18 protein-coding genes are annotated in these 25,021 nt (G+C 49.8%); 12 read left to right on the plus strand and 6 right to left on the minus strand.

Annotation, left to right across the window (positions count from 1 at the left end):
• Window positions 1-46 precede the first annotated feature (46 nt).
• The 6 genes from recG (at window position 47) to GA0116948_RS06705 (ending at window position 13,140) form a co-directional block, all read left to right on the plus strand.
• Window positions 47-2,158 carry an ATP-dependent DNA helicase RecG gene (gene recG, locus GA0116948_RS06680; RefSeq protein WP_089710344.1) on the plus strand — a complete coding sequence of 704 codons (2,112 nt, stop codon included), beginning with the start codon at window positions 47-49 and terminating at the stop codon, window positions 2,156-2,158.
• A 177-nt stretch (window positions 2,159-2,335) separates the two neighbouring features.
• On the plus strand, window positions 2,336-6,016 hold the full coding sequence (locus tag GA0116948_RS06685; RefSeq protein ID WP_123891689.1) for a DUF7948 domain-containing protein: 3,681 nt from the start codon (window positions 2,336-2,338) through the stop codon (window positions 6,014-6,016).
• A 227-nt stretch (window positions 6,017-6,243) separates the two neighbouring features.
• Entirely contained in the window at window positions 6,244-9,948 is a 3,705-nt protein-coding gene (locus tag GA0116948_RS06690) for a gliding motility-associated C-terminal domain-containing protein (protein WP_089710348.1), read from the plus strand.
• A gap of 9 nt (window positions 9,949-9,957) precedes the next feature.
• Window positions 9,958-10,980, plus strand: a complete 1,023-nt coding sequence (locus GA0116948_RS06695) for a PorP/SprF family type IX secretion system membrane protein (RefSeq protein ID WP_089710350.1) — start codon at window positions 9,958-9,960, stop codon at window positions 10,978-10,980.
• 29 nt (window positions 10,981-11,009) lie between these two features.
• Window positions 11,010-12,416, plus strand: coding sequence for an FAD-binding oxidoreductase (locus GA0116948_RS06700; RefSeq protein WP_089710352.1), 1,407 nt, complete (start codon window positions 11,010-11,012; stop codon window positions 12,414-12,416).
• Between the two features lie 133 nt (window positions 12,417-12,549).
• Window positions 12,550-13,140, plus strand: a complete 591-nt coding sequence (locus tag GA0116948_RS06705) for a hypothetical protein (RefSeq protein ID WP_089710354.1) — start codon at window positions 12,550-12,552, stop codon at window positions 13,138-13,140.
• 53 nt (window positions 13,141-13,193) lie between these two features.
• Here the strand turns inward: GA0116948_RS06705 and GA0116948_RS06710 are convergent, their stop codons facing one another.
• Entirely contained in the window at window positions 13,194-13,733 is a 540-nt protein-coding gene (locus GA0116948_RS06710; RefSeq protein WP_089710356.1) for an LOG family protein, read from the minus strand.
• Window positions 13,734-13,873: 140 nt separating this feature from the next.
• Here GA0116948_RS06710 and GA0116948_RS06715 point away from each other — a divergent pair, with 140 nt between their 5' ends.
• From GA0116948_RS06715 to GA0116948_RS06735, 5 genes are all read left to right on the plus strand, one after another.
• The gene (locus GA0116948_RS06715) at window positions 13,874-14,572 is read left to right on the plus strand and encodes an LOG family protein (RefSeq protein ID WP_089710358.1); all 699 of its coding nucleotides are present in this window, start codon (window positions 13,874-13,876) and stop codon (window positions 14,570-14,572) included.
• Window positions 14,573-14,617: 45 nt separating this feature from the next.
• Window positions 14,618-15,262 (plus strand): O-methyltransferase, encoded by a 645-nt coding sequence (locus tag GA0116948_RS06720; RefSeq protein ID WP_089710360.1) that lies wholly within the window; start codon window positions 14,618-14,620, stop codon window positions 15,260-15,262.
• 81 nt (window positions 15,263-15,343) lie between these two features.
• Entirely contained in the window at window positions 15,344-16,936 is a 1,593-nt protein-coding gene (locus GA0116948_RS06725; protein WP_165798329.1) for a glucosaminidase domain-containing protein, read from the plus strand.
• 67 nt (window positions 16,937-17,003) lie between these two features.
• Complete coding sequence (gene hpt, locus GA0116948_RS06730) at window positions 17,004-17,540, plus strand: hypoxanthine phosphoribosyltransferase (RefSeq protein WP_089710363.1); 537 nt, start codon at window positions 17,004-17,006, stop codon at window positions 17,538-17,540.
• A gap of 127 nt (window positions 17,541-17,667) precedes the next feature.
• Complete coding sequence (locus GA0116948_RS06735) at window positions 17,668-19,446, plus strand: YfbK domain-containing protein (protein ID WP_089710365.1); 1,779 nt, start codon at window positions 17,668-17,670, stop codon at window positions 19,444-19,446.
• Here the strand turns inward: GA0116948_RS06735 and GA0116948_RS06740 are convergent, their stop codons facing one another.
• The 3 genes from GA0116948_RS06740 to GA0116948_RS06750 form a co-directional block, all read right to left on the minus strand.
• Window positions 19,447-20,394, minus strand: coding sequence for a class I SAM-dependent methyltransferase (locus GA0116948_RS06740; RefSeq protein ID WP_240619127.1), 948 nt, complete (start codon window positions 20,392-20,394; stop codon window positions 19,447-19,449).
• A 217-nt stretch (window positions 20,395-20,611) separates the two neighbouring features.
• Window positions 20,612-21,775 (minus strand): molecular chaperone DnaJ, encoded by a 1,164-nt coding sequence (dnaJ, locus tag GA0116948_RS06745; protein WP_089710367.1) that lies wholly within the window; start codon window positions 21,773-21,775, stop codon window positions 20,612-20,614.
• 100 nt (window positions 21,776-21,875) lie between these two features.
• Window positions 21,876-22,436, minus strand: a complete 561-nt coding sequence (locus tag GA0116948_RS06750; RefSeq protein WP_089710368.1) for a nucleotide exchange factor GrpE — start codon at window positions 22,434-22,436, stop codon at window positions 21,876-21,878.
• Window positions 22,437-22,640: 204 nt separating this feature from the next.
• On the opposite strand from GA0116948_RS06750, the gene GA0116948_RS06755 reads away from it, so the two are divergent.
• Window positions 22,641-23,813, plus strand: coding sequence for a class I SAM-dependent rRNA methyltransferase (locus GA0116948_RS06755; protein WP_089710370.1), 1,173 nt, complete (start codon window positions 22,641-22,643; stop codon window positions 23,811-23,813).
• A gap of 208 nt (window positions 23,814-24,021) precedes the next feature.
• Here the strand turns inward: GA0116948_RS06755 and GA0116948_RS06760 are convergent, their stop codons facing one another.
• Window positions 24,022-24,375, minus strand: a complete 354-nt coding sequence (locus tag GA0116948_RS06760; RefSeq protein WP_089710372.1) for a T9SS type A sorting domain-containing protein — start codon at window positions 24,373-24,375, stop codon at window positions 24,022-24,024.
• A gap of 134 nt (window positions 24,376-24,509) precedes the next feature.
• Entirely contained in the window at window positions 24,510-24,977 is a 468-nt protein-coding gene (locus GA0116948_RS06765; RefSeq protein ID WP_089710374.1) for a redoxin domain-containing protein, read from the minus strand.
• Window positions 24,978-25,021 lie beyond the last annotated feature (44 nt).

Consider the following 25,021-nt stretch of genomic DNA (forward strand, 5'->3'; position numbering starts at 1 on the left):
AAATGGTCGGAAGATCATTTGCCTTTTTTAATAAATTTACACCCGCATGAGCAGTCTGGCCGCCATCCTAAACAATCCGATCGAATACCTCAAGGGCGTAGGCCCGCAGCGGGGCGATCTGCTGCGCAAGGAGATCGGCGTATTTACTTTCCGCGACCTGCTGCATTACTTCCCGTTCCGCTACGTGGATAAAACCAAGGTAGAAAAGGTGGTACAGCTGCACTACCAGATGGATTTTGTGCAATTGCGGGGCCGGATCGTACGCAAGGAAGTGATCGGCGATAAGCGCGCCAAACGCCTGGTGGCCACTTTCCGGGATGAAACGGGGGAGATACCGCTAGTATGGTTCCAGGGTTGGCAGTGGATGGAAAAATCATTGCAGCTTCATACGCCTTATCTGGTCTTTGGGCGGCTATCGATGTTCAACGGTTATTTACAATTATCGCATCCGGAGATGGATCTCGTCAGCACCGAAGCAGGTGGCGGCAAGCAGTTTCTGGAGCCAGTATATTCCACCACCGAAAAACTGAAAGCACGCGGCCTTACCGGTAAAGCCATTGGCAAACTCACCAGCAACTTGCTGGAGCAATTACTGCCTGGTGAGGTACCCGAAAATATTCCTGCTTCCATCTTGCAGCAATACCGGCTGCTGCCCCGCCACGTGGCCTTCTTCAAGATTCATAAACCTATGAATGAAGAAGAGGCGAAGATGGCACAGCGACGCCTGAAATTTGAAGAACTTTTCATTGTGCAGATGCGTATCTGCCGGCTCAAGATCCGCCGTCATCAGTTATCACATGGATACCGCTTTGATAATGTAGGCGAATATTTTAACGGTTTTTACAATGAACACCTTCCTTTTCCGCTCACCGGCGCACAAAAGCGGGTAATCAAAGAAATACGCCAGGATACCGTAACTGGCCGGCAGATGAACCGGCTGCTGCAAGGCGACGTGGGCAGCGGCAAAACCATGGTGGCCCTGCTTTCCATGCTACTGGCGGTAGATAATGGCTTCCAGGCCTGCCTCATGGCGCCAACGGAAATACTTTCCCAACAACATTACAAGGGCCTGTGTGAGCTGCTGGCGCAAATGCCGCTGAAGGTAGCCCTGCTCACCGGCAGCATAAAAGGCAAAGCAAGGAAAGCCATTTTGGAACAAGTGGCCGGAGGGGAAATACAAATACTCATAGGCACCCATGCCCTGCTGGAAAATGAAGTGGTATTCAAAAACCTGGGCCTGGCTATTGTAGACGAGCAGCACAGGTTTGGCGTGGCTCAACGGGCCTTGCTTTGGCAAAAGAATAATATCCCACCCCATATACTGGTCATGACGGCTACGCCCATTCCCCGTACACTGGCCATGACCATTTACGGCGACCTGGATGTGTCGGTGATCGATGAAATGCCGCCAGGCCGCAAGCCCATTACCACTGTGCATCGCACAGAATTTCAGCGACCGCAGGTGATGGATTTTATCCGTGAAGAAATCAAAAAAGGCCGCCAGGCTTACATTGTATATCCCCTGATCGAAGATTCGGAAAAGCTGGATTACGAAAACCTCATGAAAGGGTATGAAGAAGTAAAAGCCTTTTTTCCCGAACCCCGCTATTACATCAGCATGGTGCATGGCCGCCAGAAAGCAGACCAGCGCAATACCAACATGCAGCGCTTCGTAACCGGCGATACCCAGATTATGGTGGCTACCACCGTGATAGAAGTAGGGGTGAACGTACCTAATGCCTCTGTGATGGTCATTGAAAGCACCGAACGTTTTGGTCTTTCCCAGCTTCACCAGTTGCGCGGTCGTGTGGGGCGCGGCGCCGATCAGTCTTTCTGTATTCTTATGACTGGCAATAAAGTAGGCCAAGACAGTAAGCAACGCATTGAAGTAATGGTGCAGACCAACAATGGTTTTCTTATTTCCGAAAAAGACATGGAGCTGCGGGGCCCTGGCGACATGGAGGGTACCCGGCAAAGCGGGGTGCTGGATTTTAAACTGGCCGATATTGTGCAGGACAAACCCATCCTGGAAGCAGCCCGCGCCTGCGCAGAAAAAATACTATCGGACGATCCAGACCTACAACTGCCAGATAATCAGCCCTTACGTAACTACCTTGCCCTGTTGCAAGGAAAATCTCAATGGAGCAAAATTTCCTGACCACTTTTTACGTTAATAGAAGTTACTGTTTACGCCTATTCCACGTTTAACCCCCTGCTTCCCTGCATAATTCCTGCTGTACGGTATTCCGGGTTGTTATTTTTTGTAAACCGTAACATTTGCCATCCATATAGCGTTAAAACTGAGTATATTCTTGTGGTGAAACATTCTAAAACTTTGGCATTCAGGCACATTTTCCAGCTTGGCCGTACCGGCTTTTTTTTCGGGCTCATCTGTCTTTGTGCTTTGGGTGCAAGTGCACAGCAAACTGCTTCACCCGATTATTCCCCGCTTGAATTTATTGAGAACAAAGGTCAATGGAGCCAGGATTTTTTGTACCAGGCAGACATGGGCGGAGGCATGGTATATCTCCGTAAAAACAGCTTTGTATTTTTTCTCCAGGATAAAAACGACTTCGATTTACTGCACGACTGGGTACATGGCCGGCCCAGCGGCGATTATATTCAGGACATTGGCAGCAAGCATGCCGGCGTAAAAAATAACAACCCCATTCCTTCGCCCATTGCACCCGCTTCGGGCAGCGGCGCGGGCGTGGGTCCCATGCCCAAAGTACGCGGACATGCTTATGAAGTATCCTTTGCCGGTGCCAATCCCAACGCCACCCTGATCCCGGAAAAAGCCACTGAAGGCTATCGCAGCTACTTTATCGGGAACGACCCTACGAAATGGCGGGCTAATGTGCTCGCCTATAAAAACGTTACCTACCAGGCAATATACCCTAACGTGGATGTACGCGTATACTCCGAGGCGGCCCGGCTAAAATACGATCTGATCATTGCGCCGGGAGGCCGGGTAGATGCGGTGAAGCTGGATTATGAACATACCAGTGGCGTGGAAATTAAAAAGGGCAACCTGGTTATTCATACCTCCGTGGGCGATGCTATAGAGCAGGCTCCCGTGGCTTATCAATATATCAATGATCAGCGTGTATCCGTTAACGTTAGTTACCAGTTAAAAAAAGGGCTGGTAGGTTTTAAGGTAAGTGGTGAGTACGACCCCGGATACCCGCTCATCATTGACCCCAATTATATTTTCTCTACCCTTTCCGGTTCCAGGGCAGACAACTGGGGTTTTACTGCTACGTACGACAACCAGGGATATTTTTACGCTGGTGGTATTGTGATGGGGGTGGGCTACCCGGTAACCATGGGTGCTGTGCAAAGCAGCTATGGTGGCGGTACCGGCTCTCCCCCTTCGGATATATCCATTTCCAAATTCACACCCGATGGTACCAAACTGGTATACGCCACCTACCTGGGAGGCAGTAACCAGGATCAACCCCACAGCCTAGTTGTAGACGGGCAGCACCAACTTATTATTGCCGGGCGTACCAACTCCGCAAACTTCCCTTACAAAACTGCCATTGGTCCCCGGGGCGGCTGGGATATTGCCGTGGTGAAGCTCAACGCCACCGGCACTGCGCTGGTAGGCTCCATCTCCATTGGTGGCAGCAATGCCGATGGGGTAAACGTGGCAGAAGAATCTACAGGGGCACTTACCACCTTGCGTAATTATGGCGATGGCTCCCGTAGTGAGGTGCTGCTGGACCCGGCCGGATTTATTTACCTGGCCAGCTGTACCCAGTCCCGCAACTTTCCCATCCGTGGCGGTTTTCAAACCAGCATAGGTGGAGAGCAGGATGGAGTGGTGCTGAAATTTGATCCGGATTGCTCCGCCCTGGTGTGGAGTAGTTACCTGGGGGGCAAGGCCAATGATGCGGCCTTTGTACTGGCGCTGCCTGATACCAAATCGGTGTATGTGGGCGGCGCCACAGCCAGTCCAGATTTCCCGGTGAAAGGCGCGGTGATCTCCAACACTTTCCAGGGTGGCGCCACGGATGGTTTTGTGGCCCACATTGCCGCAGACGGCAGCGCCATGCAGCAATCCACTTTTATCGGGTCAGACAATGGGGCAGCGGATATGCTGTATGGCCTGCAATTGGATGCCAATGGCTACCTCTACGCCATGGGTACCACAGAGGGCAACTGGCCTTCTAAACAACCTGCCGGCACTCCCACATTCTACAACGATCATTCAAAACAGTTCATCGTAAAAATGCAGCCCGACCTGTCGGACTACGTATATTCCACCACGTTTGGTAAGAAGGCCAATAATCCCAGTATTTCGCCCGTGGCATTCCTGGTGGATCGATGTGAAAATGTGTACGTATCTGGCTGGGGTGGCGATAAGGTGGTAAATGGCCTGGATGCAGGGTTTCCCAACTCCAACACCATAGGCCTGCCCCTGAAAAACCCGCTGCAAGCCACGACCGACGGGAAAGATTTTTACTTTTTCGTGCTGAAGAAAGACGCCACCATGCAGCTCTATGGAAGTTACTTTGGGGGCAATGGGCTGTTTGAGCATGTAGATGGTGGCACCAGCCGTTTTGACCGCAACGGTATTATCTACCAGGCCATTTGCGCCGCCTGCCGGGCCGGCACCCCCCAGCCCCGCTATCCCACCACGCCGGGTGCTTACTCATCGGTACAGCCACAGGGTTGTAACCTGGCAGCCCTCAAAATATCCTTTAACCTGGATGGTATTAAAGCCAGCATAAAAACCATCAATCGTAAATCCCACTACTGCGTGGGCGACAATATCACTTTCATAGATTCTACGCAGATGGCCGCTACCAGTTGGACCTGGGATTTTGACGACGGGGTGACGGTGGTTGGGAAAGACACCATCGGACACGCATTCCAAAAAGCCGGCGATTATAAAGTGCGCCTCATCAAATACGATCCTAACAGTTGTAATGTTTACGATACCGCTTATTATACGGTGCGCATCCGGGAAGATCAGGCAAATGTAGCGACACAGTTTAAACGTTTACCCCCCTGCGGCAGTCTGTCATACGAGTTCATCAACCTTTCTGAAGCACCAAATGGCAAGCCGTTCACTAAAACCTCCTTTACCTGGGATTTTGACGATGGCAGCCCAATAGTAACCACAGACACTGCCACGCAGAGGCACACCTTTGCACAGGAAGGTATTTACAACGTGCTGCTCACGCTCATTGACACTAATTATTGCAACGCGCCCGATGTAGATACCATCCCGCTGCGGGTGGCCAGCAACGTGGTGGCCAGTTTCTTTGTGCCGGATAGCGGCTGCGTACCGTTCACCTTTACGGTCAACAATACCACCAAAGGGGGACAGTTCTTTACCTGGACCTTTGGCGACGGCAGTACTTCTACCGATGCCTACCCAGTACATACCTACGGGCAAAAAGGGCAGTACCAGCTAAAAATGGTGGCCACTGATACGACCACCTGTAACCAAACAGATAGTATTACCAAAACCATTACCGTGGTAGCTGCGCCGGGGGCTAGTTTTAGCTTTTCCCCGGTGATTGCCAAGGTGAATACACCCACCGTGTTTACCAACCTTTCCAGCCCCGACGCTACCAGTTTTATCTGGTCGTTTGGTGATGGTTCAGTGTCGGATGAAAGACAACCGGAACACCAGTACAATAAAACCGGTACTTACGACGTATGTCTCACGGCTTTTAATGCGTTGGGCTGCGCCGATACGCTGTGCCAAAAGGTAAGCGCCATTGTAGTACCGCTCTTTGACGTACCTTCGGCTTTCTCACCGAATGGCGATGGGCTGAACGATGTGTTGCTGGTAAAAGCATTCGGTGTAGAAAAGTTCGATCTGAAGATATTTAACCGGCAAGGGCAGTTGGTATTCCAAACCAACGACCCGCTGATTGGATGGAATGGCACCTTCAAAGGCGTGGCCCAGCCCATAGATGCATATGCCTATGCAGTGACATTGCTCTTTACGGATGGAACCAAAGCCAGTAAGGCTGGTAGCGTGACCTTGCTGAAATGAGTATTGAAAGCAGCCATTTACCTTGCTTCCTACAACCGGCTAATATAAATGGATAGCCGCAGGTGCAAGGATCATTTAACCTGATATAATACGGTGATATAGCAGAAGGCCTATGCCCGAAGCCACAGAAACCATATTAGCGCTGCTCTCGATTAACAAAAAAGGAGTGGATTGTTGCTATTGAACATTTTATAATTTTTGAGGTGAGGTGTTTTAAAACTATTTTAATGGATCGGCCTTTGCGGAAGCACGTGGGTGCATTGCTGAATGTGCTTTTATGGTTAGGTATATTGCCGGTGTGCGCTCAGCAAGCCACTGTAATAACACGCCCGGTGAGTTATACACCGCTGGAATTTATCGAAAACAAAGGCCAGTGGATGGAAGACTATTTATACCAGGCAGATATGGGCGGCGGTAAGGTGTTCCTTAAAAAGAACAGTTTCGTATTTTTCCTGCAAGACCCCGGCGATATGGAAAAGCTCCATAAATGGATGCATGGTAAGCCCCCGGCTGCCGACACCGGCATTGTGCTGGTACCCAAAGGAAATGTACCGGTGGGCCTTGATTCCAAAGCAGTATCCAGCAGTGGCACCAATGAGAACGGTGCCGGTGTAGGTCCAGTACCCGCTGTGCGGGGGCATGCCTACGAAGTGGTGTTCCAGGGCGCTAATGCCAATCCAGCCATTGTACCGGACAAAGCCAGTGATACCCATCGCAACTATTTCATTGGAAACGACTCTACCAAATGGCGGGCTAATGTACTGGCGTATAAAAACATCATCTACCAGCAACTGTATCCCAATATAGACCTCCATGTGTATTCCGAAGCCTCGGCGCTAAAATACGACCTGGTGGTAAACCCCGGTGCTAATATTAGCGCGGTACAACTGGCGTATAATTATGCCAACGGTGTGGAGATCAAAAAAAGTAACCTGTTGATTCATACCTCCATTGGCGATGTGATAGAGCAGGCCCCGGTAGCCTATCAATACGTGAATAATGAGCGTGTATCCGTAACCGTTAGTTACCAGTTAAAAAAGGGTGTCGTAAGTTTTAAAGTGGGTAAGGAGTACGACGCAGCTTACCCGCTGATCATTGATCCTAACTATATATTTTCTACTTTTACCGGCTCCCGTGCAGACAACTGGGGCTTTACTGCCACCTACGACGACCAGGGTTATTTTTACGCGGGCGGCATTGTGGCGGATAATGGTTATCCCGTTACCATGGGTGCAGTTCAAAGCAGCTATGCCGGCGGTACTTCCCAAGGCATTCCCGGCGATATCGGTATTTCTAAATTTACGCCCGATGGCACCAAGCTGGTATATGCCACCTACATTGGTGGCAATGGACTGGACGAGCCGCATAGTCTGATTGTAGACAGCCAGCAACAACTAGTTATGTCCGGACGCACCCACTCTTCTAACTTTCCGGGTAAGACACTGATAGGTCCTCGCGGCGACTGGGATATTGTGATGGTGAAGTTCAATGCCACGGCCACGGCGCTGGTAGGCTCCATGGTTATTGGCGGCAGCAATGCAGACGGGGTAAACATTAACCAGGAAGGCGGTGAGTTTAAGACCACTGCGCGCAATTATGGCGATGGGGCCCGCAGTGAAGTATTGCTCGACCCTGCCGGGTTTATCTACCTGGCCAGTTGTACGACGTCTGCCAACTTCCCGGTGAGCGGTGGCTTCCAGAGCACCATTGGCGGCGCACAGGATGGGGTGGTGCTTAAGATCAATCCTACCTGTAGTGGCATTGTGTGGAGCAGCTTCCTGGGCGGATCCAATGATGATGCAGCCTTTGTACTGGCTATTCCCGACCTCAAATCTATCTATGTAGGCGGGGCCACGGCCAGCTCCAATTTCAAGACCGTGGGTACGGTGATCGCTTCTTCCTTCCGGGGTGGCCAAACGGATGGTTTTATTACCCATATCTCTGCAGACGGCAAGAGCATCCTGCAATCCACTTTTCTGGGCAGCGATAACGAAGCCGCCGACATGTTGTACGGTTTGCAAATGGATGCTAATGGTTATGTGTATGCCATGGGTACTACGGAGGGCAACTGGCCTATCCGCCAGCCCACAGGAACTACAACTTTTTATAACGATAATTCCAAACAATACATCGCTAAAATAAAACCCGACCTTTCCGATTTTGTATATTCCACCACCTTTGGTAAGAAGGCCAATGATCCCAGTATATCGCCCGTGGCCTTCCTGGTAGACCGTTGTGAGAACGTTTATGTATCCGGCTGGGGGGGCGATAAAACAGTGGGGGGCATTGATGTTGGTTTCCCTAATTCCAATACCACTGGTTTGCCGCTGAAATCGCCGCTACAAAGGACTACAGACGGGAAGGATTTTTATTTCTTTGTACTGCAGCGCGATGCAAGGGGCATTTTGTTTGGTAGCTACTTTGGCGGCAACGGGTTGTTCGAGCATGTGGATGGAGGGACCAGCCGTTTTGACCGCAACGGTATTATCTACCAGGCCATTTGCGCCGCATGTTATGTAAATCCGCCACAGCCGCGCTTTCCTACCACCCCAGGTGCCTATGCCTCTACAAAAGACCCGAATGTGGATTGCAACCTGGCCGCCCTCAAAATTTCCTTTAACCTGGATGGAATTAAAGCCGGTATTGCAAGCATTGGCCGTAAAAGCCACTTCTGCCTTGGCGATCCCATTACCTTTGTAGATACCACCCAATCGGCTGCCCAGAGCTGGACCTGGAATTTCGGAGATGGATCGGCAGATACTACCGGCACAATCGATACGGTAGAGCATACCTACACGCAGAATGGCGATTACACCGTACGCCTTATTAAATATGATCCCAACGCCTGTAATCTTTATGATACGGCTTATTATAATGTACGGGTTCGCACGGACAAAGCCAATGTGTCCGGCCTGGCCATCCGGCAGCCACCTTGTGGCAGCCTTACCTACCGCTTTGATAACCTGTCTGTAGCCCCCGGCAACAAGCCTTTTACTAATACCTCCTTCACCTGGGATTTTGGCGATGGCAGCCCGTTGGTTACTACCGATACTACTCACCAGATGCACAGTTATGCGCAGGAAGGCATCTACAATGTGTTGCTTTCCCTCGTCGATACCAACTATTGCAACACACCCGATATCGACACCATTCCCCTGCGTGTAGCGGCCAATGTGGTGGCCTCTTACGTGGTGCCAGATAGTGGTTGCGCACCGCTTACCGTGAATTTTAATAACACCACGAAGGGAGGGCTAACTTTTTCCTGGGATTTCGGCAATGGACAAACTTCTACCGAAGCTTATCCTGTAACCACCTACCTGGATCCCGGCACCTACACGGTGAAGATGTATGCTTACGACAGCACCACCTGCAACGGGGTAGATAGTACCACCAGCACCATTACCGTAGTGCCGCCGCCGGTGGCCGGCTTTAGTTATGCCCCTGTGATAGCCCAGGTAAATACGCCTACGAAATTTACTAACAGTTCCAGCTCGGATGCGGTACAATTTCTGTGGTCGTTTGGGGACGGACAGGTTTCGGCAGAGACCAATCCGGAGCATCAATACAACACTACCGGTACTTTTGATGCTTGTTTAATTGCCACCAATGCTACCGGATGCCTGGATACATTGTGCCAGAAAGTAAGCGCCATCATTGTGCCACTGTTTGACGTACCTTCTGCTTTTTCACCCAATGGCGATGGGCTCAATGATGTGTTCCTGGTAAAAGCATTTGGAGTCGATAATTTTGAAATGAAAATATTTAACCGTCAGGGACAGTTGGTGTTCCAGAGCAATGATCCGCGAATAGGCTGGGATGGTAAGTATAAAGGTGCCGCACAACCCATGGATGCTTATGCTTACGAGGTAACGCTGGTATTTACCGACGGTACCAAGGCCAATAAAGCTGGCAGTGTAACTTTACTTAGATAATGCTGTAACATGAAAGCGCTCGTTCAATTTTTAGCCGGCCTGGGAGTGATGCTGATAGCGGTTCTGCCATTATCTGCACAAGACCTCCATTTTTCACAGTTTTACAATTCACCCCTGCTCACCAACCCGGCCAATACCGGATTTATTCCGGACGGCAACTACCGCCTGGGCGTAAACTACCGGGATCAGTGGAGCAGCATACCGGTGCCTTATAAAACGATGTCGGCATTCGGCGATTTCCAGTTACTGCGCGACCGCCTGGAATATGGTTGGCTGGGTGTAGGCGGTGTTATACTGCGCGATGTGGCCGGGGCTGGCGATCTTACTTCCACCAAAGCCTATGGCTCCATTGCCTATCACCAGTTGCTGGGGCAAAGCAGCCTGTTGTCGCTGGGTTTTAACGGGGGCATTGCCAACAAACATGTAGACATCACCAAACTTACTTTCGGCGATCAGTGGAACGGACAGTTCTTCGACGCCGCCGTACCCACCGCAGAGCCTATTCAGAATAACCATGTAAATTATTTCGACTTGCAGGTGGGCATGAACTATGCTTATTTTCCCACCGAAAATATTTATGTGAATGTAGGCGTGTCCGTACAGCACCTTAATCATCCAAGAGAATCTTTTTACAACACCGACAATGAAATAGCCCGCCGCTACATTGGCTTCCTGAATGCCAGTATAAAACTCAGTGATAAAGTAATTGTAAATCCCGGTGGCTATTACAGTTGGCAGACCAAAAGCACGGAACTGGTGCTGGGTGCCAATGTAGCTTATAACCTTTCCGGTGATGGGGTGCAACAGCTTTATGGCGGTGCCTATTTCCGCGCCCACGATGCCGCCATCCTGATGGTGGGCTACCAGTTGCAACAGGTAAAGCTCAATTTCAGCTATGATGTTACTACCTCCTCGCTGGCGGTAAATAATGGCCGGCAGGGTGCTTACGAGATTGGCCTGGTGTACACCGGCCTGTATACTAACCGCAGCTTCAGTAGTGCACGCCGGTCTACCATTTGCCCATCTTTTTAAAGGCCTTGCACTTTTATTATCTTTAGCCCATGAACTATTTCAGTACGGTAAATGATGCACACCTGGAGGCATTCCGCGCGCTACTTGGCGAAGCTTTTGTGCTGACCGATCCGGATAACCTGGCGCACTACGCCCACGATGAAACTGAAGACCTGCACTTCCTGCCCTCCGTAGTGCTGAAGCCCAATACCACCGAGCAGGTAAGCCGCATCATGGAATGGTGTACCCAATATCATTTGCCCGTAACGCCCCGTGGTGGCGGCACCGGGCTGAGTGGGGGTGCTCTGCCCCAGTATGGTGGCGTACTGCTGTCTATGGAACGTTTTAACCGCATTATCCATATAGACGAACGCAATTTGCAGGTGACCACCGAGCCGGGGGTGATTACCGAAGTATTGCAAAACGCGGTGAAAGAAAAAGGTCTCTTCTATCCGCCCGATCCCAGCAGCCGTGGCACTTGTTTTATCGGTGGGAATATTGCTGAAAACAGCGGCGGTCCTAAAGCAGTGAAATACGGCGTGGTAAAAGATTATGTGCTGAACCTGGAACTGGTATTGCCCTCCGGCGAAGTGATCTGGACTGGGGCCAGCGTTTTGAAAAACGCAACCGGTTATAACCTTACGCAATTGATAGTAGGCAGTGAAGGAACACTGGGCATTGTTACCAAAATTGTACTGCGCCTCATTCCCCTGCCCAAGCACGACCTGCTGATGCTGGTGCCTTTCCGCTCCGCAGAAAATGCCTGTGCAGCGGTGAGCGCTATCTTCCGCGCGGGCTACACCCCCTCGGCCATGGAGTTTATGGAACGCGATGCACTGGAGTGGGCCGTGAAATATGTAGACAATACATCCGTACCCATCTCCGCCGATGTGCAGGCTCACCTGCTCATAGAAGTAGATGGCAACTACCCAGAACTGCTGATGCAGGAAATGGAAGGCATTGCCGGCATTGTTACAGAATTCGATTGCGGGGAAATACTTTTTGCAGATGATTCCGTACAGAAAGATTCCCTCTGGAAACTGCGCCGCCGCGTGGCCGAAGCCGTAAAATCAAACTCTGTGTATAAGGAGGAAGATACCGTGGTGCCCCGCGCAGCACTGCCCGTGCTGCTGAAAGGGGTGAAAGAAATAGGCCGCCGCTACGGATTTCATTCCGTGTGTTACGGCCACGCCGGCGATGGCAACCTGCACGTGAATATTATAAAAGGCAACCTTACGGAAGCGCAGTGGAATGGCTCATTAACCCAAGGCATTACTGAAATTTTTGAACTGGTAAAATCCCTGGGCGGCACCATTTCCGGCGAACACGGCATAGGCTTGGTGCAAAAACCCTACATGCACATCCTATTCCCCGAAGTAAGCCTGCACCTCATGCGCCAAATCAAAAAAGTTTTTGATCCCACCGGCATCCTGAACCCAGGAAAGATTTTTGATTAGCCACATTAAACTACTTTTGCAATAATTGATCAAATAGCGCCTGCGGGCCATTACACCCATTCCAGGCAACGCACACCGTGCCGGAATGTATAACAGGTAATCATACCCCAGGCTTTTGTAAAAATCTTATCTCATGAAACGCGTATTGTTACTCATTTCCCTGATAGCCTGCATGCAGGCCGTGCATGCACAGTATTACCGGACAGATACCGGGTCGCACACAGGATTTGACAAATCCAAACTGATATTCGGAGGTGGCCTGGGCCTGGCTTTCGGCGATTTTACCAATGTGGCTGTACAGCCCTTAATTGGTTATCACTTTAACCGCTTCGTGGCGGCAGGCGTAGCCCTTAATTTCCTGTATTCCAGTGATAGATATTACGGGTTCGATAAAAACGATAATACTGTCCGGCTCAAAGATCAGTACACCGCTTTTGGCGGTGGATTATGGGCCCGCTTTTACCCCATACCGCAGGCATTTATTCATGTACAGCCGGAGCTAAATAGTGTACAGTATAAAAGCAGCATTTATGATACCGGCGAGCAGTTGGGCAAAGGTACTTACGGAGTACCCAGCCTGCTGGTAGGCGGGGGCTATTCCATGGGGGTAGGTGGGGGGCGTTCCTACATTTCACTGATGGTGTTGTTTGATGTGCTGAACCGCGACTACTCGCCTTACGGTAATGGGCCTATTATTTCGCCCAGTATTAATTTCGGTTTCTAATTAGTAAGCCATATCACAAAACCGCCGCAACGTATATCCGCTGCGGCTTTTTTTTATAAAAGCATTTTTGATAGCAACGCGCTGGCATCACTGTCGATATGCAGGTTGTTCAGTTGTACCGGTGGGGCAAATTTTTCGTCAGTAACATGTTGCAGGTGTTTGTAAAGGTGATCGTAAAACCCATTAATGTTGAGCAGGCCCAGTTTCTTGGTATGCAGGGTAAGCTGGTTCCAGGTAAGGATCTCGAAGAATTCGTCCAGGGTGCCATAACCACCGGGAAGCGCAATGGCGGCATCGGCCAGTTCATATAAAATGGTTTTGCGCTGGTGCATAGTTTGCACTTCTACCAGTTTGGTAAGGTGTTCATGGCGTCGCTCCTTCGTATTAAGAAATTCAGGAATTACCCCGATCACTTCTCCACCCTTTTCCAGCGCACTATCGGCAATGTGGCCCATAAGGCCAGCGGTACCACCGCCGTATACCAGTGTGATGCCCCTTTCTGCAAGGGCGTAGCCCAATGCCTTGGCTTGTTGTGCATAGGCAGCCTGTGCACCCATACTGGAACCGCAAAACACCACGATACTTTTGCTCATAAATACTTATTTTTATCGGTATGCAAGTTAATCAAAGGATTAATAAGCCACCGGCATATACCATAAGATAACACTGCGTTGTGAAATGTACAATAGCACTTACGGCTATATCGTAACCGGCGTTTAAAATAAAGCAACCCATGAACGATCACCTCAAGCATTTAAAAATGCGCGACTGGACAGAAACCCGCGCCCATTCCTCCTGGCAGATATTTAAGATCATGGCCGAATTTGTAGAAGGCTTTGAAGCGCTGGCACAGATAGGCCCCTGCATTTCCGTATTCGGATCGGCCCGCACCAAACCAGGAAATAAGTACTACGACCTTACCGTGGAAATTGCCAGGAGCCTTGCCGAAGAAGGTTTTGGCATTATCTCAGGTGGTGGCCCCGGTGTGATGGAAGCGGCCAACAAAGGCGCTCAGATGGCCAATGGCAAATCTGTGGGCGTAAATATTACCCTGCCCCATGAGCAGTTTTACAACGAATACATAGACCACGATAAGCGCCTGCATTTCGATTATTTTTTTATCCGCAAGGTGATGTTTACCAAATACTCGCAGGGTTTTGTAATGATGCCCGGCGGCTTTGGTACCATGGATGAATTTTTTGAAGTGGCCACCCTTATCCAAACCCGTAAGATGACGGAAACCCCATTGGTGCTGGTGGGTAAAGAATACTGGAGCGGCCTGCTGGACTGGATACATAATACTATGCTGCTCAAGGAAAGCAACATTAATCCTGAAGACTTAGGCCTGTTAAAACTCTTCGACACGGCGGAAGAAGTAGTGGAATACTTTCGCGTATTCTATACCACTAATAAGTTGCGCCCCAACTTCTAAATGCGACGGCACTGGCTTTTTTCTTAATTTCGCGTAAACTTGCCCATGAAGGATACGTTACCGGCTACCATAGAAGCCTACGCGGCGTTATACACCACACCCGAAAGTGAGGTGCTGGCAAGGCTGAACCGTGAAACGCATATGAAGGTAGAGCAGGCCCACATGCTTAGCGGGCATTTGCAGGGCCAGTTCCTGCGCATGCTTAGCCAGGTAATGCGCCCGCAACGGGTGCTGGAAATAGGCACCTACACTGGCTACTCTGCCATATGCCTGGCTGCCGGCCTTCCGCCAGACGGGCATCTGCACACTATTGATAGTAATGAGGAACTGGAAGATATGGCTTTGCGCTATTTTAAACAGGCCGGTCTGGAACACCAGGTCACGCTACACATTGGCAAAGCCGCCAGCATTATTCCCCAACTGCATGAAATTTTTGACCTGGTTTTCATCGATGCCGATAAAGGCATGTATGAAACCTACTTCGATATGGTGCTGCCCATGGTAAAAACCGGTGGCATTATCCTGGCCGACAATGTACTGTACCATGGCCAGGTGATGGAAGAAATTGCCGCACAAAGCAGCCCCGCCAAAGCCATGGTTGCATTTTGTGAAAAAATAAAGGCGGACGAGCGGGTAGAGGAAGTGCTGCTTACCGTACGCGACGGGCTGCTCATGATGCGTAAAAAATAACAGCAGGCGGGTAGCCGGGCAATGCAAAGCCACCTTGCAGCGTTAAAGCAAACAATGAAACCCATTAAATTCATAAATACAATGCCACTTGGAAAATGTTTCACCATTAGCGTTATACTGATGGGCTGTGCGGCTGCGGTGCAGGCGCAGAACATGACTACAGCGCAATACGTCAACACTTATAAAAACATTGCGATCGAGGAAGAACGCCGCACCGGCATCCCGGCCGCCATTACACTGGCCCAGGGCGTGGTGGAAAGCCAATCCGGCAATTGCTGGCTGGTACTCAACTCCAACAATCACTTTGGGATTAAATGCAAAAATAACTGGACAGGACCTTACGTAACCTACGACGATGATGCCAAAGGGGAATGCTTTCGCAAATACGAATCTGCCGCAGATTCTTATAAGGACCACTCCGCATTCCTCACAGGAAACCCTCGCTATGCCACGCTTTTTAAGATAGACCAGCACGATTACAAGTCATGGGCCTACGGCCTTAAACAAGCAGGTTACGCCACTAGCCCCACCTACCCGCAGCAACTCATCAAGGTTATTGAAGACAATAACCTGAATCAATACACGCTGATCGCCCTGAACGAAGCTCCTGGCAATGGAGAGCTGTCTGATCCGCTGGCACCCGTTTCTTATGGTGGCAAGCGCGGCAGGGACTATGCGCTGGGGAATAGTCCTATCGACAAAAGCAACCATACCACCTACAATGCCCCCAGTAAAAATTATATCGTTGGCGCAGTGGTAAAGGTGAACGGGCGCAAAGCCTTGTTCGCGAAGGCGGGCACCCCACTCATTCAGGTGGCCACTAAGTACGATGTTCGGCTGAGCAACCTGGTGAAGTACAACGACCTGGAAGATGATCAGTCGCTGCCACAGGATATGTTGGTATTTCTACAGAAAAAAAGCAAACGTGGTCAGGACGATTATCACCTGGTAGCTCCCGGCGAAACGATGCACGACGTTGCCCAGGCAGAAGGTATACAGATGAAATGGCTACGCCGCCGCAACAAAATGGATGAAGGCCAGGAACCTGCCCCCGGCGCTAAGCTGGTGCTAGACGGCTTTGCTTCTGAGAAGCCCGCTGTGCGCACCGATGTAGCCGCCACCCCCCTGAAAGAAGAGGATCAGCAGCCTAAAGACTTGCAACCCAAAAAAATATGGAACGACCTGAAAGAGGGCGTAAACAACATCCGCAACGGTGGTGCCAGCACCACCGCCACCACCGCTGCCACGCCGGCACCCGCCCCCCAGCAGCAGGTAAATAAACTGCCCGCCGGTATGGAAGACGACCTGAAAAAAGTAGCGCAGGTGAACAAAATACCTCCCGCCGCCAGCACTTTGCCGGCTAAGCCCCAGGCCAGCACCACCACGCCGGAAAAACCGGAAGGCAGCGATGAAGCAGCAGTAGCGATCAAAGAAACGCCGGCCAATGCAGGTGCAGGCCCCAGCGCGCCGGTAGTTACCACCCCCATGGCCACGCCGCCGCCTGCCGCCGCACCGGGCAACATGGACGCCAACGGCTACCACGAGGTAACGCCCAAGGAAACACTCTACGGTATTGCCCAGCGTTTTAACGTAAGCATCGCCAACCTCCAGGCCTGGAACAATTTACAGGGCTACGACATTAAAATAGGCCAGCGCATCCTGGTGAGGAAGTAGCCTCCGCGTTATTTTTAAAAGACCATTTGCCTACATTTGCACTTTGATAAATTTAAAAGCGAACAGGATGCCGGTAATACAGGTTCATGACAAGCAATTCCAGCCTTACATTAACGAGGAGCAGTTGCAGACGCGCATTAAAGAACTGGCCGCCCAGCTTAATAATGACCTGCAAGGCTCCAGGCCTTTGTTTATCGCCATCCTGAACGGCTCTTTTATGTTTGCCGCCGATATTTTCAAACACCTGGATGTGAACGCGGAGATCTGCTTTATTAAACTGGCTTCCTACAAAGGCACTAAATCTACCGGCAATGTGGTGACTGCCATTGGTCTGGATGAAGATCTTTTTGGCCGAACTGTAGTGATCCTCGAAGACATTGTAGATACCGGAAAAACCCTCAGTCAGTTCCTTCCCCAACTGGAACACCAGCACCCTAAAAAACTGATGATCGCCGCCCTGCTGCACAAGCCCGAGGCGCTGCAATACCCCATTAAGATCGATTACCTTGGCTTTTCGGTGCCCAACAAATTTCTACTCGGTTACGGTCTTGATTACGATGGCCTTGGCCGCAACCTCCCCGAAATCTATCAGTTGGTGGAATAAACAAGGCATGTGGTACTATACAGGACATGCGTATCGTGGTGCTAACAGGAATTAACTTCAGGGTGTCCAATACCTGGCACCAGATACCTCGTATATAGTACATAACTCAATTAGCTTACATTTATATATGCGCCAGTTGCTGCTATGGGTATGCCTTTTGGCCATTCCACGTGACATCCATGGCCAAAAGATGTGGATTACCGGTGCGGTAGAGGATAGTGTGAACCACCAACCTTTACCTGGCATCGCGGTGAGTGCCGTGCAGGATACGGCCCTGGTAGTGACCAATGCCTTTGGCTTATTTCGTATATACATACCCGTTAGTGTTACCCAATTGCGTATAGGCAGCGCCGGCTACCTTACCCGCATCGTCCCTATCACACCGGAAAGCAGGCTGCTGGTGGCTTTACAGCCTAAGCCCAAAACGATGGACGCCGTAACCATCGCCAAGATAAACGCCCGCGTAACCCACACGCTCAACTCCAATTATGGCAATGTATCCATGGGAGTGCGCACTTTCTATGGCGAAACTTATGGTGTACTATATGAAAATAAGTTCCTGCACACTCAAACTAACCCCCAGTCTTGGTTTGCGGTAGATGTAGACCGTGCTGCCTATAGCAATGTGCGCCGTTTCATTCATCTGAAAGAGCCTATTCCCAGCGATGCGGTGCGCATTGAGGAAATGGTAAATTACTTTCACTATAACTATCCCTTACCGCAAAAAGACAGCACCCTGGCGGTGTTTAGCACCTATGCCACCTGTCCTTGGGCACCATCTCATAATTTGTTGCAGGTGGTAGTACGTGCCCGCAAAGTAAATTGTGATAGCCTACCGCCTAGTAACCTGGTATTTCTCCTCGATGTATCCGGCAGTATGGGGGCGGCCAATAAGCTACCGCTGTTGCAGGCGGCTTTCCGCATTTTGGTGATGAACCTGCGTCCGGTAGACAAGGTAGCTATTGTGGCCTATGCCGGCACGCCAGGTCTTATTTTGCCCAGCACTAGCGGCGACCAGCGGCAAAAAATCCTCAATGCCATTGATAATCTGAGTGCCGGAGGCGCTACCGCCGGGGAAGCCGCTATTAAAATGGCCTACCAGCAGGCTATGCTTAACTATATCATTAACGGAAATAACCGCGTGATACTGGCTACCGACGGCGATTTCAATGTGGGCATGACCAGCGATCAGGAAATGGAGGCACTCATTACAGAGAAGCGGGAAAGCGGCGTATGGCTTACCTGTCTTGGTTTTGGAATGAAAGATTATAAGGATTCCAAGTTGCAGACACTCTCCAATAAGGGCAATGGTAACTTTGCCTATATCGATAACCTGGATGAAGCCACCAAGGTTTTCGCCCATGAATTTGGCGGCACCCTGTTTAGCGTGGCCAGAGACGTGAAAGCAAGGGTGAGCTTCAACCCCTTGCTGGTGGCCTCCTACAGGCTGATAGGGTATGAAAATAAAGTATTGACCGACGATACCAGCACTACACCACTTTTTACGGGCGGTATTGTAGGTACAGACCATTGCGCAGTGGCAACCTATGAAATAGAGCCAGCCGCAGTCCAGACACAAAAGGATAGCCTGATAGCCGGTATAGACCTGTGGTACCGGCTGCCAACGGATACGGCTATACGTACTTTTTACGGTGCACTAAAACCAGCCTGTACCCCTTTCGCTATGGCACCAGCAGATTTCAGGTTTGCCAGTTCTGTAAGTTTGTTTGGGATGCTACTGCGCAAATCGGCCTTTGCCGGCCAGGGCAACATAGACTTGGTGATCCGTATTGCCAAGTCCTCGCAAGACCAGGACCCGGAAGGATACCGGGGTGAATTCCTGAAAATGGCTAAGGCTGTTAAAAAGGAGGGTAAGTTATGGATCATTACCCCCCCTGCACACTGATCATTTAACGATGCGGTAGCACTTGCGGATCATCTTTTGTTGAAAATCAAATGGCAGGGTCTGGTTCGTAATATCCTTGATGCTGGTAGCTGCTATCTGCGCTTCATCCAGTATAAAACGGCGGTAATTATTGCTGAAATATACTACACCTCCCTTTTTGGTAGCTAATAATACTTTGTTCAGGATATCCACATGATCGCGCTGTATGTCTAAATGTTCTTTCATGCGTTTACTGTTGGAAAACGTAGGCGGGTCCAGGATTACAAGGTCAAAGGTATTGAGCTTAAGGGTATCGAGGTATTGCAATACATCGGCGTGGATAAACTGATGTTGTGCGGGTGTGAGGTCATTCAGCTGCATGTTTACCTCCGCCCAGGCCAGGTAGGTTTTGGAGAGATCTACCGACGTAACGGCTGCGCCGGCGCTGGCGGCGTAAACGGAGAATGATCCGGTATAACAGAAAAGGTTAAGTACTTTTTTGCCGGCAGCTTCCTCCCGCACCATACTGCGGGTAATACGATGATCCAGGAACAGGCCGGTGTCGAGATAATCGGAAAGATTTACTTTGAATTTCAGACCCGCCTCTTGCACGATAAATTCATTTTTTTCCTGTGCTACGCGCTGGTATTGACTTTGCCGGTCTTCCTTGCGCACGCGCTGCTTTACAAAAATGGCATCTTCCGTCACTTGCAGTATCTGGGCAATCTTAACCAGGCATTCATCCAGCCAGGCATCATGAACGTCTTCTTCCATGCCATGGCGGCGCTGGTATTCTGCCACGTATACATGGTCTTCATAGATTTCTATGCTGAAAGGAAATTCCGGGATGTCGTCATCGTACACGCGGTAGCAAGTAATGTTTTGCCGGCGTGCGATCTTGCTGGTGTGTTTAAATACTTTCTGCAAGCGGTTTTCAAACATTTGCAGCTTAGCGGGATCAATGCTCATGGCGCGAAGGTAATAAAAAGGGGGAAGGAGGGGAAGCTTCCGCCGGGCCGGGGACTGCTATTGCTGGCTATCTGCCGAGAGCCGTCGCAACAATGGGTAAGGGCCTTTGTATAGGATGGCCAGCCACTGGCACCTTGCAAGTCACAAAAAAACGGCCAGGAAACTTTCCTGACCGTTTTCATGATGATGTATAGCAGGCGCTTGTAAGCGCTATTATTTATCCAAAAATGTCCCGCACCTTATCGAAAAATCCTTTTTCCGATTTCTCCGGCTGCGGCTTAAAATTGTCTGACAGCTGCAATTTTTCCAGCATCGCCTTCTCATCGGAAGAAACGTGTTGTGGCGTCCAGATGTTCACATGAATAAGCTGGTCTCCGCGTTCGTAAGAATTTACGGAGGGGAAGCCCTTGCCTTTAAGTCGGAAAATTTTGCCACTTTGTGTGCCTGGTGGCACTTTGATTTTGGCTTTGCCATCTATGGTAGGCACTTCCAGCGAGGTGCCGAATACGGCATCGGTGAAAGAAATGTGCAGGTCGTAGGCTACGTTCAGGCCATCACGTTGCAGGTCTGGGTGCGCCTCTTCCTCGATGAGAATGAGCAGGTCGCCTGGTGCGCCGCCCCGTTCGCCGGCATTGCCTTTGCCGCTAAGGCTTAGTTGCATGCCTTCGCCCACACCGGCTGGGATATCAATATTCACGGTTTCTTCTCCGTACAAACGGCCTTCGCCTTTACAACTGGTGCATTTAGCGGTGATGATCTGTCCTTCGCCATTGCAGGTAGGGCAGGTGGTCACGGTTTGCATTTGACCCAGGAAGGTTTGGCTTACGCGCCTTACCTGACCGCTGCCGCCGCAGGTGCCGCAGCTCTGGAAGGAATTTTTATCTTTAGCACCATTCCCATTACAGGTAGTGCAGGTTACATGTTTTTTTACTTTGATCTTCTTGTTGGCGCCTTTGGCGATCTCCTCGTAGGTGAGTTTAATCTTTACGCGCAAATTGGAGCCACGTACACCCCGGCCCCGGCTTCTGCCACCACCGCCGCCACTGCGACCGCCACCGAAGAAACTGCCGAATACGTCGTCGCTGCCAAAGATGTCGCCAAAGTTGGAGAAAATATCATCCATGTTCATATTACCGCCACTATAACCACCACGGCCAGGGGCTGCGTGGCCAAAGCGGTCGTACTGGGCGCGTTTGTCTGGGTTGCTCAGCACTTCAAAGGCTTCTGCCGCCTCTTTGAATTTCTCTTCCGCTTCTTTGTTGTCCGGATTGCGGTCGGGATGGTATTGCATAGCTACTTTGCGATACGCTTTTTTCAGCTCATCCTGTGAGGCCGATTTGGCCACCCCCAGTATTTCGTAATAATCTCTTTTGGTAGACATGATGTGATGTACTTAAAAAAAATGATCGCGCAGGTTTCGTGTAAATGAATTTACACGAAAACATACGCGCTATCGCCCATAATAAAATTAAACGATAATGCTATTTTCCGACCACCACGCGGGCATGGCGGATCAGTTTATCATTCAGGTAATAGCCTTTTTGCATTTCGTCGATCACTTTGCCAGCTTGTTCCGGTGCGGCAGGGATTTCGGTGATGGCTTCGTGCAGGTCGGGATTAAATTCCTGGCCAATGCTTTCCATAGGCTTCAGGCCTTTATTAGTAAGGGTAGTTTTCAGTTTGTTGAACACCAGGGAAATACCATCTTTTACCGCTGCAAAATTGTCAGCAGTTTCCAATTGTTTGGCGGCTCTTTCAGAATCATCCAGCACATCCAGCATGGATAGGATGGTTTCTTTATTGGCGGTTTGTATCAATTCCAGGCGCTCTTTGGCAGTACGCTTGCGGAAGTTGTCGAACTCTGCTACCAGTCGCAGGTATTTGTCTTTATATTCATTCACCTGTTGCTGGGCCTTTTCCAGTTCGTCGCCATCAGTCACCGCATCATTCAGGTGGGTGGATCCGCTCAGGTTCTCGTCTGTATTAATATTAAAATCGGCGTTGTTGCCAGGTTGTCCGGTTTGCTCTTTTTCTGCTGCCATAATTGTGTTTAGATTAACGCAGTTTAGTTAAGTCAATTTCTTTGCCAGCGTTGCCTGGCTGGACAAATTGACATTCTTTCACTAAGCTGCTGCAAAGGTAAGCCTTTTCACACGGCAAGCCAGTAGGCCGGGAATAAGAGGGCTTGCAGCTTACTGATTGATGGGTGCAGCTAACATCTTATCTTTGCCCCTTCAACTACTACGATGACGAAAGTTTTTTTGAAGAAAAAAATACAGAACCGCGTTATGCTGGGGCATCCCTGGATCTTTGGCAACGAGGTAAATAATATAGAGGGCGACGTAACGGCTGGTGATACCGTGGAAGTGTACACCCATCAGGGCTTTTTCGTAGGCAGAGGCTATATTAACCCCCAATCCCAGATACTGGTGCGCCTGCTTACCCGCCACCGGGATGAGCAGATTAATGATGAATTCTTCTACCACCGCCTGCTAAAATGCTGGGAATACCGCCAGCGCCTGGGCTACACCGAAAACTGCCGCCTGGTATTTGGCGAGGCAGACGAAATGCCCGCCCTGGTGATCGACAAGTTCAACGATTACTTCGTACTGCAAACCCTTTCCCTGGGTATGGACAAATGGAAACCTGCCATCGTGAATGCCCTGCAACGCATTTTCTCCCCCAAAGGTATTTATGAGCGCAACGATGTGCCCGTGCGGGAGCTGGAAGGCCTGGCCCAGCAAAAAGGATTTCTGAGCGCTCCTTTCGATACTAATCTTATCATCCGGGAAAACGGGCTGCAATTTCATGTAGATATTGAAAATGGCCAGAAAACCGGCTATTTCCTGGACCAGCAGGACAACCGCCGCGAGATTCAACATATCGTGAAAGGCGCCGATGTGCTGGAGGCATTTTGCTATACCGGTACTTTTTCCTGCCACGCGGGCCACTACGGTGCTAAAAGCGTGCTGGGACTGGATATTTCTGACCACGCGGTGAACACCGCCCGCCGCAACGCGGCGCTAAATGGCTTGCAGGAGGTATGCCGCTTCCAGGCGGTAAATGCCTTCGATGTGCTGAAACAATGGACCAAGGAAGACAAAAAATTTGACGTAGTGATCCTGGATCCTCCCGCCTTCACCAAGAGCCGGGAAAATATCCAGAAAGCGATTACGGGTTATAAAGAAATTAACCTGCGGGGCATGAAGTTACTGAAACCAGGCGGTTTCCTGGTCACGGCTTCCTGCACCAACCTGGTGACGCCGGCAGTATTCCTGGAAACCATAGACCAGGCGGCCAAGGATGCTAAGAAGAGATTGCGACAGGTAACTTTTCAGACACAGGCACAGGATCACCCTATACTATGGAGCGTGGATAATACCACCTACCTGAAGTTTTTAATTGTTGAAGTATCGTAGTGTGTAAGTAGTCCTCAACATGCAGCAGGAAAGTTGCGGAAAGAATGGGCTGCCAAGAGCGCATAAAAATATAATTTGAACGAAAGCCTTGTCCAGCGCAGATTATAGTTGCAAAGGGCGGGGCTTTTGCCATTTAATATTTAGCTGCAATAAAATAAAAGGAATAAGTGATGCGTTATTGGAAGGTATAAAGCAAATACCCGGGAGGTTAGTTCTTAATGACATTAAATTTACCGGATTCAACAATGTTGCCATTTTGATCGCGGAGCTGGTAAATATAAATACCGGTGTAATAATTGTCCAGGTTTAATTCTGTACGATAGGACAAGTCTTTCACCTCTTCCATTTTTTTTCCTAGAAAATTGTACACAATAAGCACATAATGCTTGTCGTTATTCTTCTGGAACTCAAAATTAATACGGCTGGTAGCGGGGTTAGGGTAAGGAGGTTTTATGATTTTAGTAACCGTAGCATTCTCATTCTTAGGGGAATACTGCGCCTTTGCCCTAAAGGACAAGCAGCAACATACCATAAGAAAAAAGAGTGTATAGGTTTTAATCATAGTATTCCAAAGATATAATATTTTTTGAATATCTACGTTCGAGGACGTTTATTTTCTCATATATTGTAAAAATAACAAACGGCAAGCCAATTATTATGTGCTTGCCGCTTTTTTTTTCAAAAAATTAACGTTGCTTAAAGTTTCGCCAGCGTTTCTTTTATTTTCTCGAAATCAGGCAGATTCCCCGCCGAATCCAGCACCTCTGCATATTGCAGATTACCTGTTTTGTCTACCACAAAAGCTGCCCTTTTAGACACCCCTTTCAGGTCTAGTACAAAATTATCATAATAGGCGCCGTAGGCCTTGGATACTTCCTTATTGAAGTCGCTCAGCAGGGGGAAGTTCAGTTGCTGTTCCTCCTTGAATTTGCCAAGAACAAATGGAGAATCTACGGATATGGCCACTACGTCTGCGTTCAGGCCATTGTAAGTAGCCAGGTTGTCGCGCATGCTGCACAGTTCTGCCGTGCATACACTGGTAAAGGCCAGGGGGAAAAACAGGATTACCAGGTTTTTGCCCTTGAAATCGGCCAGGGTGGTGAGTTTTTTGTCGGTATCGTACAGGGAGAATGCCGGTGCGGGTGTTCCAGTGGCTAAGCTCATAAAAGTATTTTAAATAGTGAACGCTTAAATTAACGCGCGAAAGT

The organism is Chitinophaga costaii (assembly GCF_900094705.1).
In the GTDB taxonomy this organism is placed as follows: Bacteria; Bacteroidota; Bacteroidia; order Chitinophagales; family Chitinophagaceae; genus Chitinophaga; species Chitinophaga costaii.

Coding starts and splice junctions, on each gene's coding strand:
- recG (WP_089710344.1), top strand. CDS start 47: ATGAGCAGTCTGGCCGCCATCCTAAACAATCCGATCGAATACCTCAAG.
- GA0116948_RS06690 (WP_089710348.1), top strand. CDS start 6,244: ATGGATCGGCCTTTGCGGAAGCACGTGGGTGCATTGCTGAATGTGCTT.
- GA0116948_RS06695 (WP_089710350.1), top strand. CDS start 9,958: ATGAAAGCGCTCGTTCAATTTTTAGCCGGCCTGGGAGTGATGCTGATA.
- GA0116948_RS06700 (WP_089710352.1), top strand. CDS start 11,010: ATGAACTATTTCAGTACGGTAAATGATGCACACCTGGAGGCATTCCGC.
- GA0116948_RS06705 (WP_089710354.1), top strand. CDS start 12,550: ATGAAACGCGTATTGTTACTCATTTCCCTGATAGCCTGCATGCAGGCC.
- GA0116948_RS06710 (WP_089710356.1), bottom strand. CDS start 13,733: ATGAGCAAAAGTATCGTGGTGTTTTGCGGTTCCAGTATGGGTGCACAG.
- GA0116948_RS06715 (WP_089710358.1), top strand. CDS start 13,874: ATGAACGATCACCTCAAGCATTTAAAAATGCGCGACTGGACAGAAACC.
- GA0116948_RS06720 (WP_089710360.1), top strand. CDS start 14,618: ATGAAGGATACGTTACCGGCTACCATAGAAGCCTACGCGGCGTTATAC.
- GA0116948_RS06725 (WP_165798329.1), top strand. CDS start 15,344: ATGCCACTTGGAAAATGTTTCACCATTAGCGTTATACTGATGGGCTGT.
- hpt (WP_089710363.1), top strand. CDS start 17,004: ATGCCGGTAATACAGGTTCATGACAAGCAATTCCAGCCTTACATTAAC.
- GA0116948_RS06735 (WP_089710365.1), top strand. CDS start 17,668: ATGCGCCAGTTGCTGCTATGGGTATGCCTTTTGGCCATTCCACGTGAC.
- GA0116948_RS06740 (WP_240619127.1), bottom strand. CDS start 20,394: ATGAGCATTGATCCCGCTAAGCTGCAAATGTTTGAAAACCGCTTGCAG.
- dnaJ (WP_089710367.1), bottom strand. CDS start 21,775: ATGTCTACCAAAAGAGATTATTACGAAATACTGGGGGTGGCCAAATCG.
- GA0116948_RS06750 (WP_089710368.1), bottom strand. CDS start 22,436: ATGGCAGCAGAAAAAGAGCAAACCGGACAACCTGGCAACAACGCCGAT.
- GA0116948_RS06755 (WP_089710370.1), top strand. CDS start 22,641: ATGACGAAAGTTTTTTTGAAGAAAAAAATACAGAACCGCGTTATGCTG.
- GA0116948_RS06760 (WP_089710372.1), bottom strand. CDS start 24,375: ATGATTAAAACCTATACACTCTTTTTTCTTATGGTATGTTGCTGCTTG.
- GA0116948_RS06765 (WP_089710374.1), bottom strand. CDS start 24,977: ATGAGCTTAGCCACTGGAACACCCGCACCGGCATTCTCCCTGTACGAT.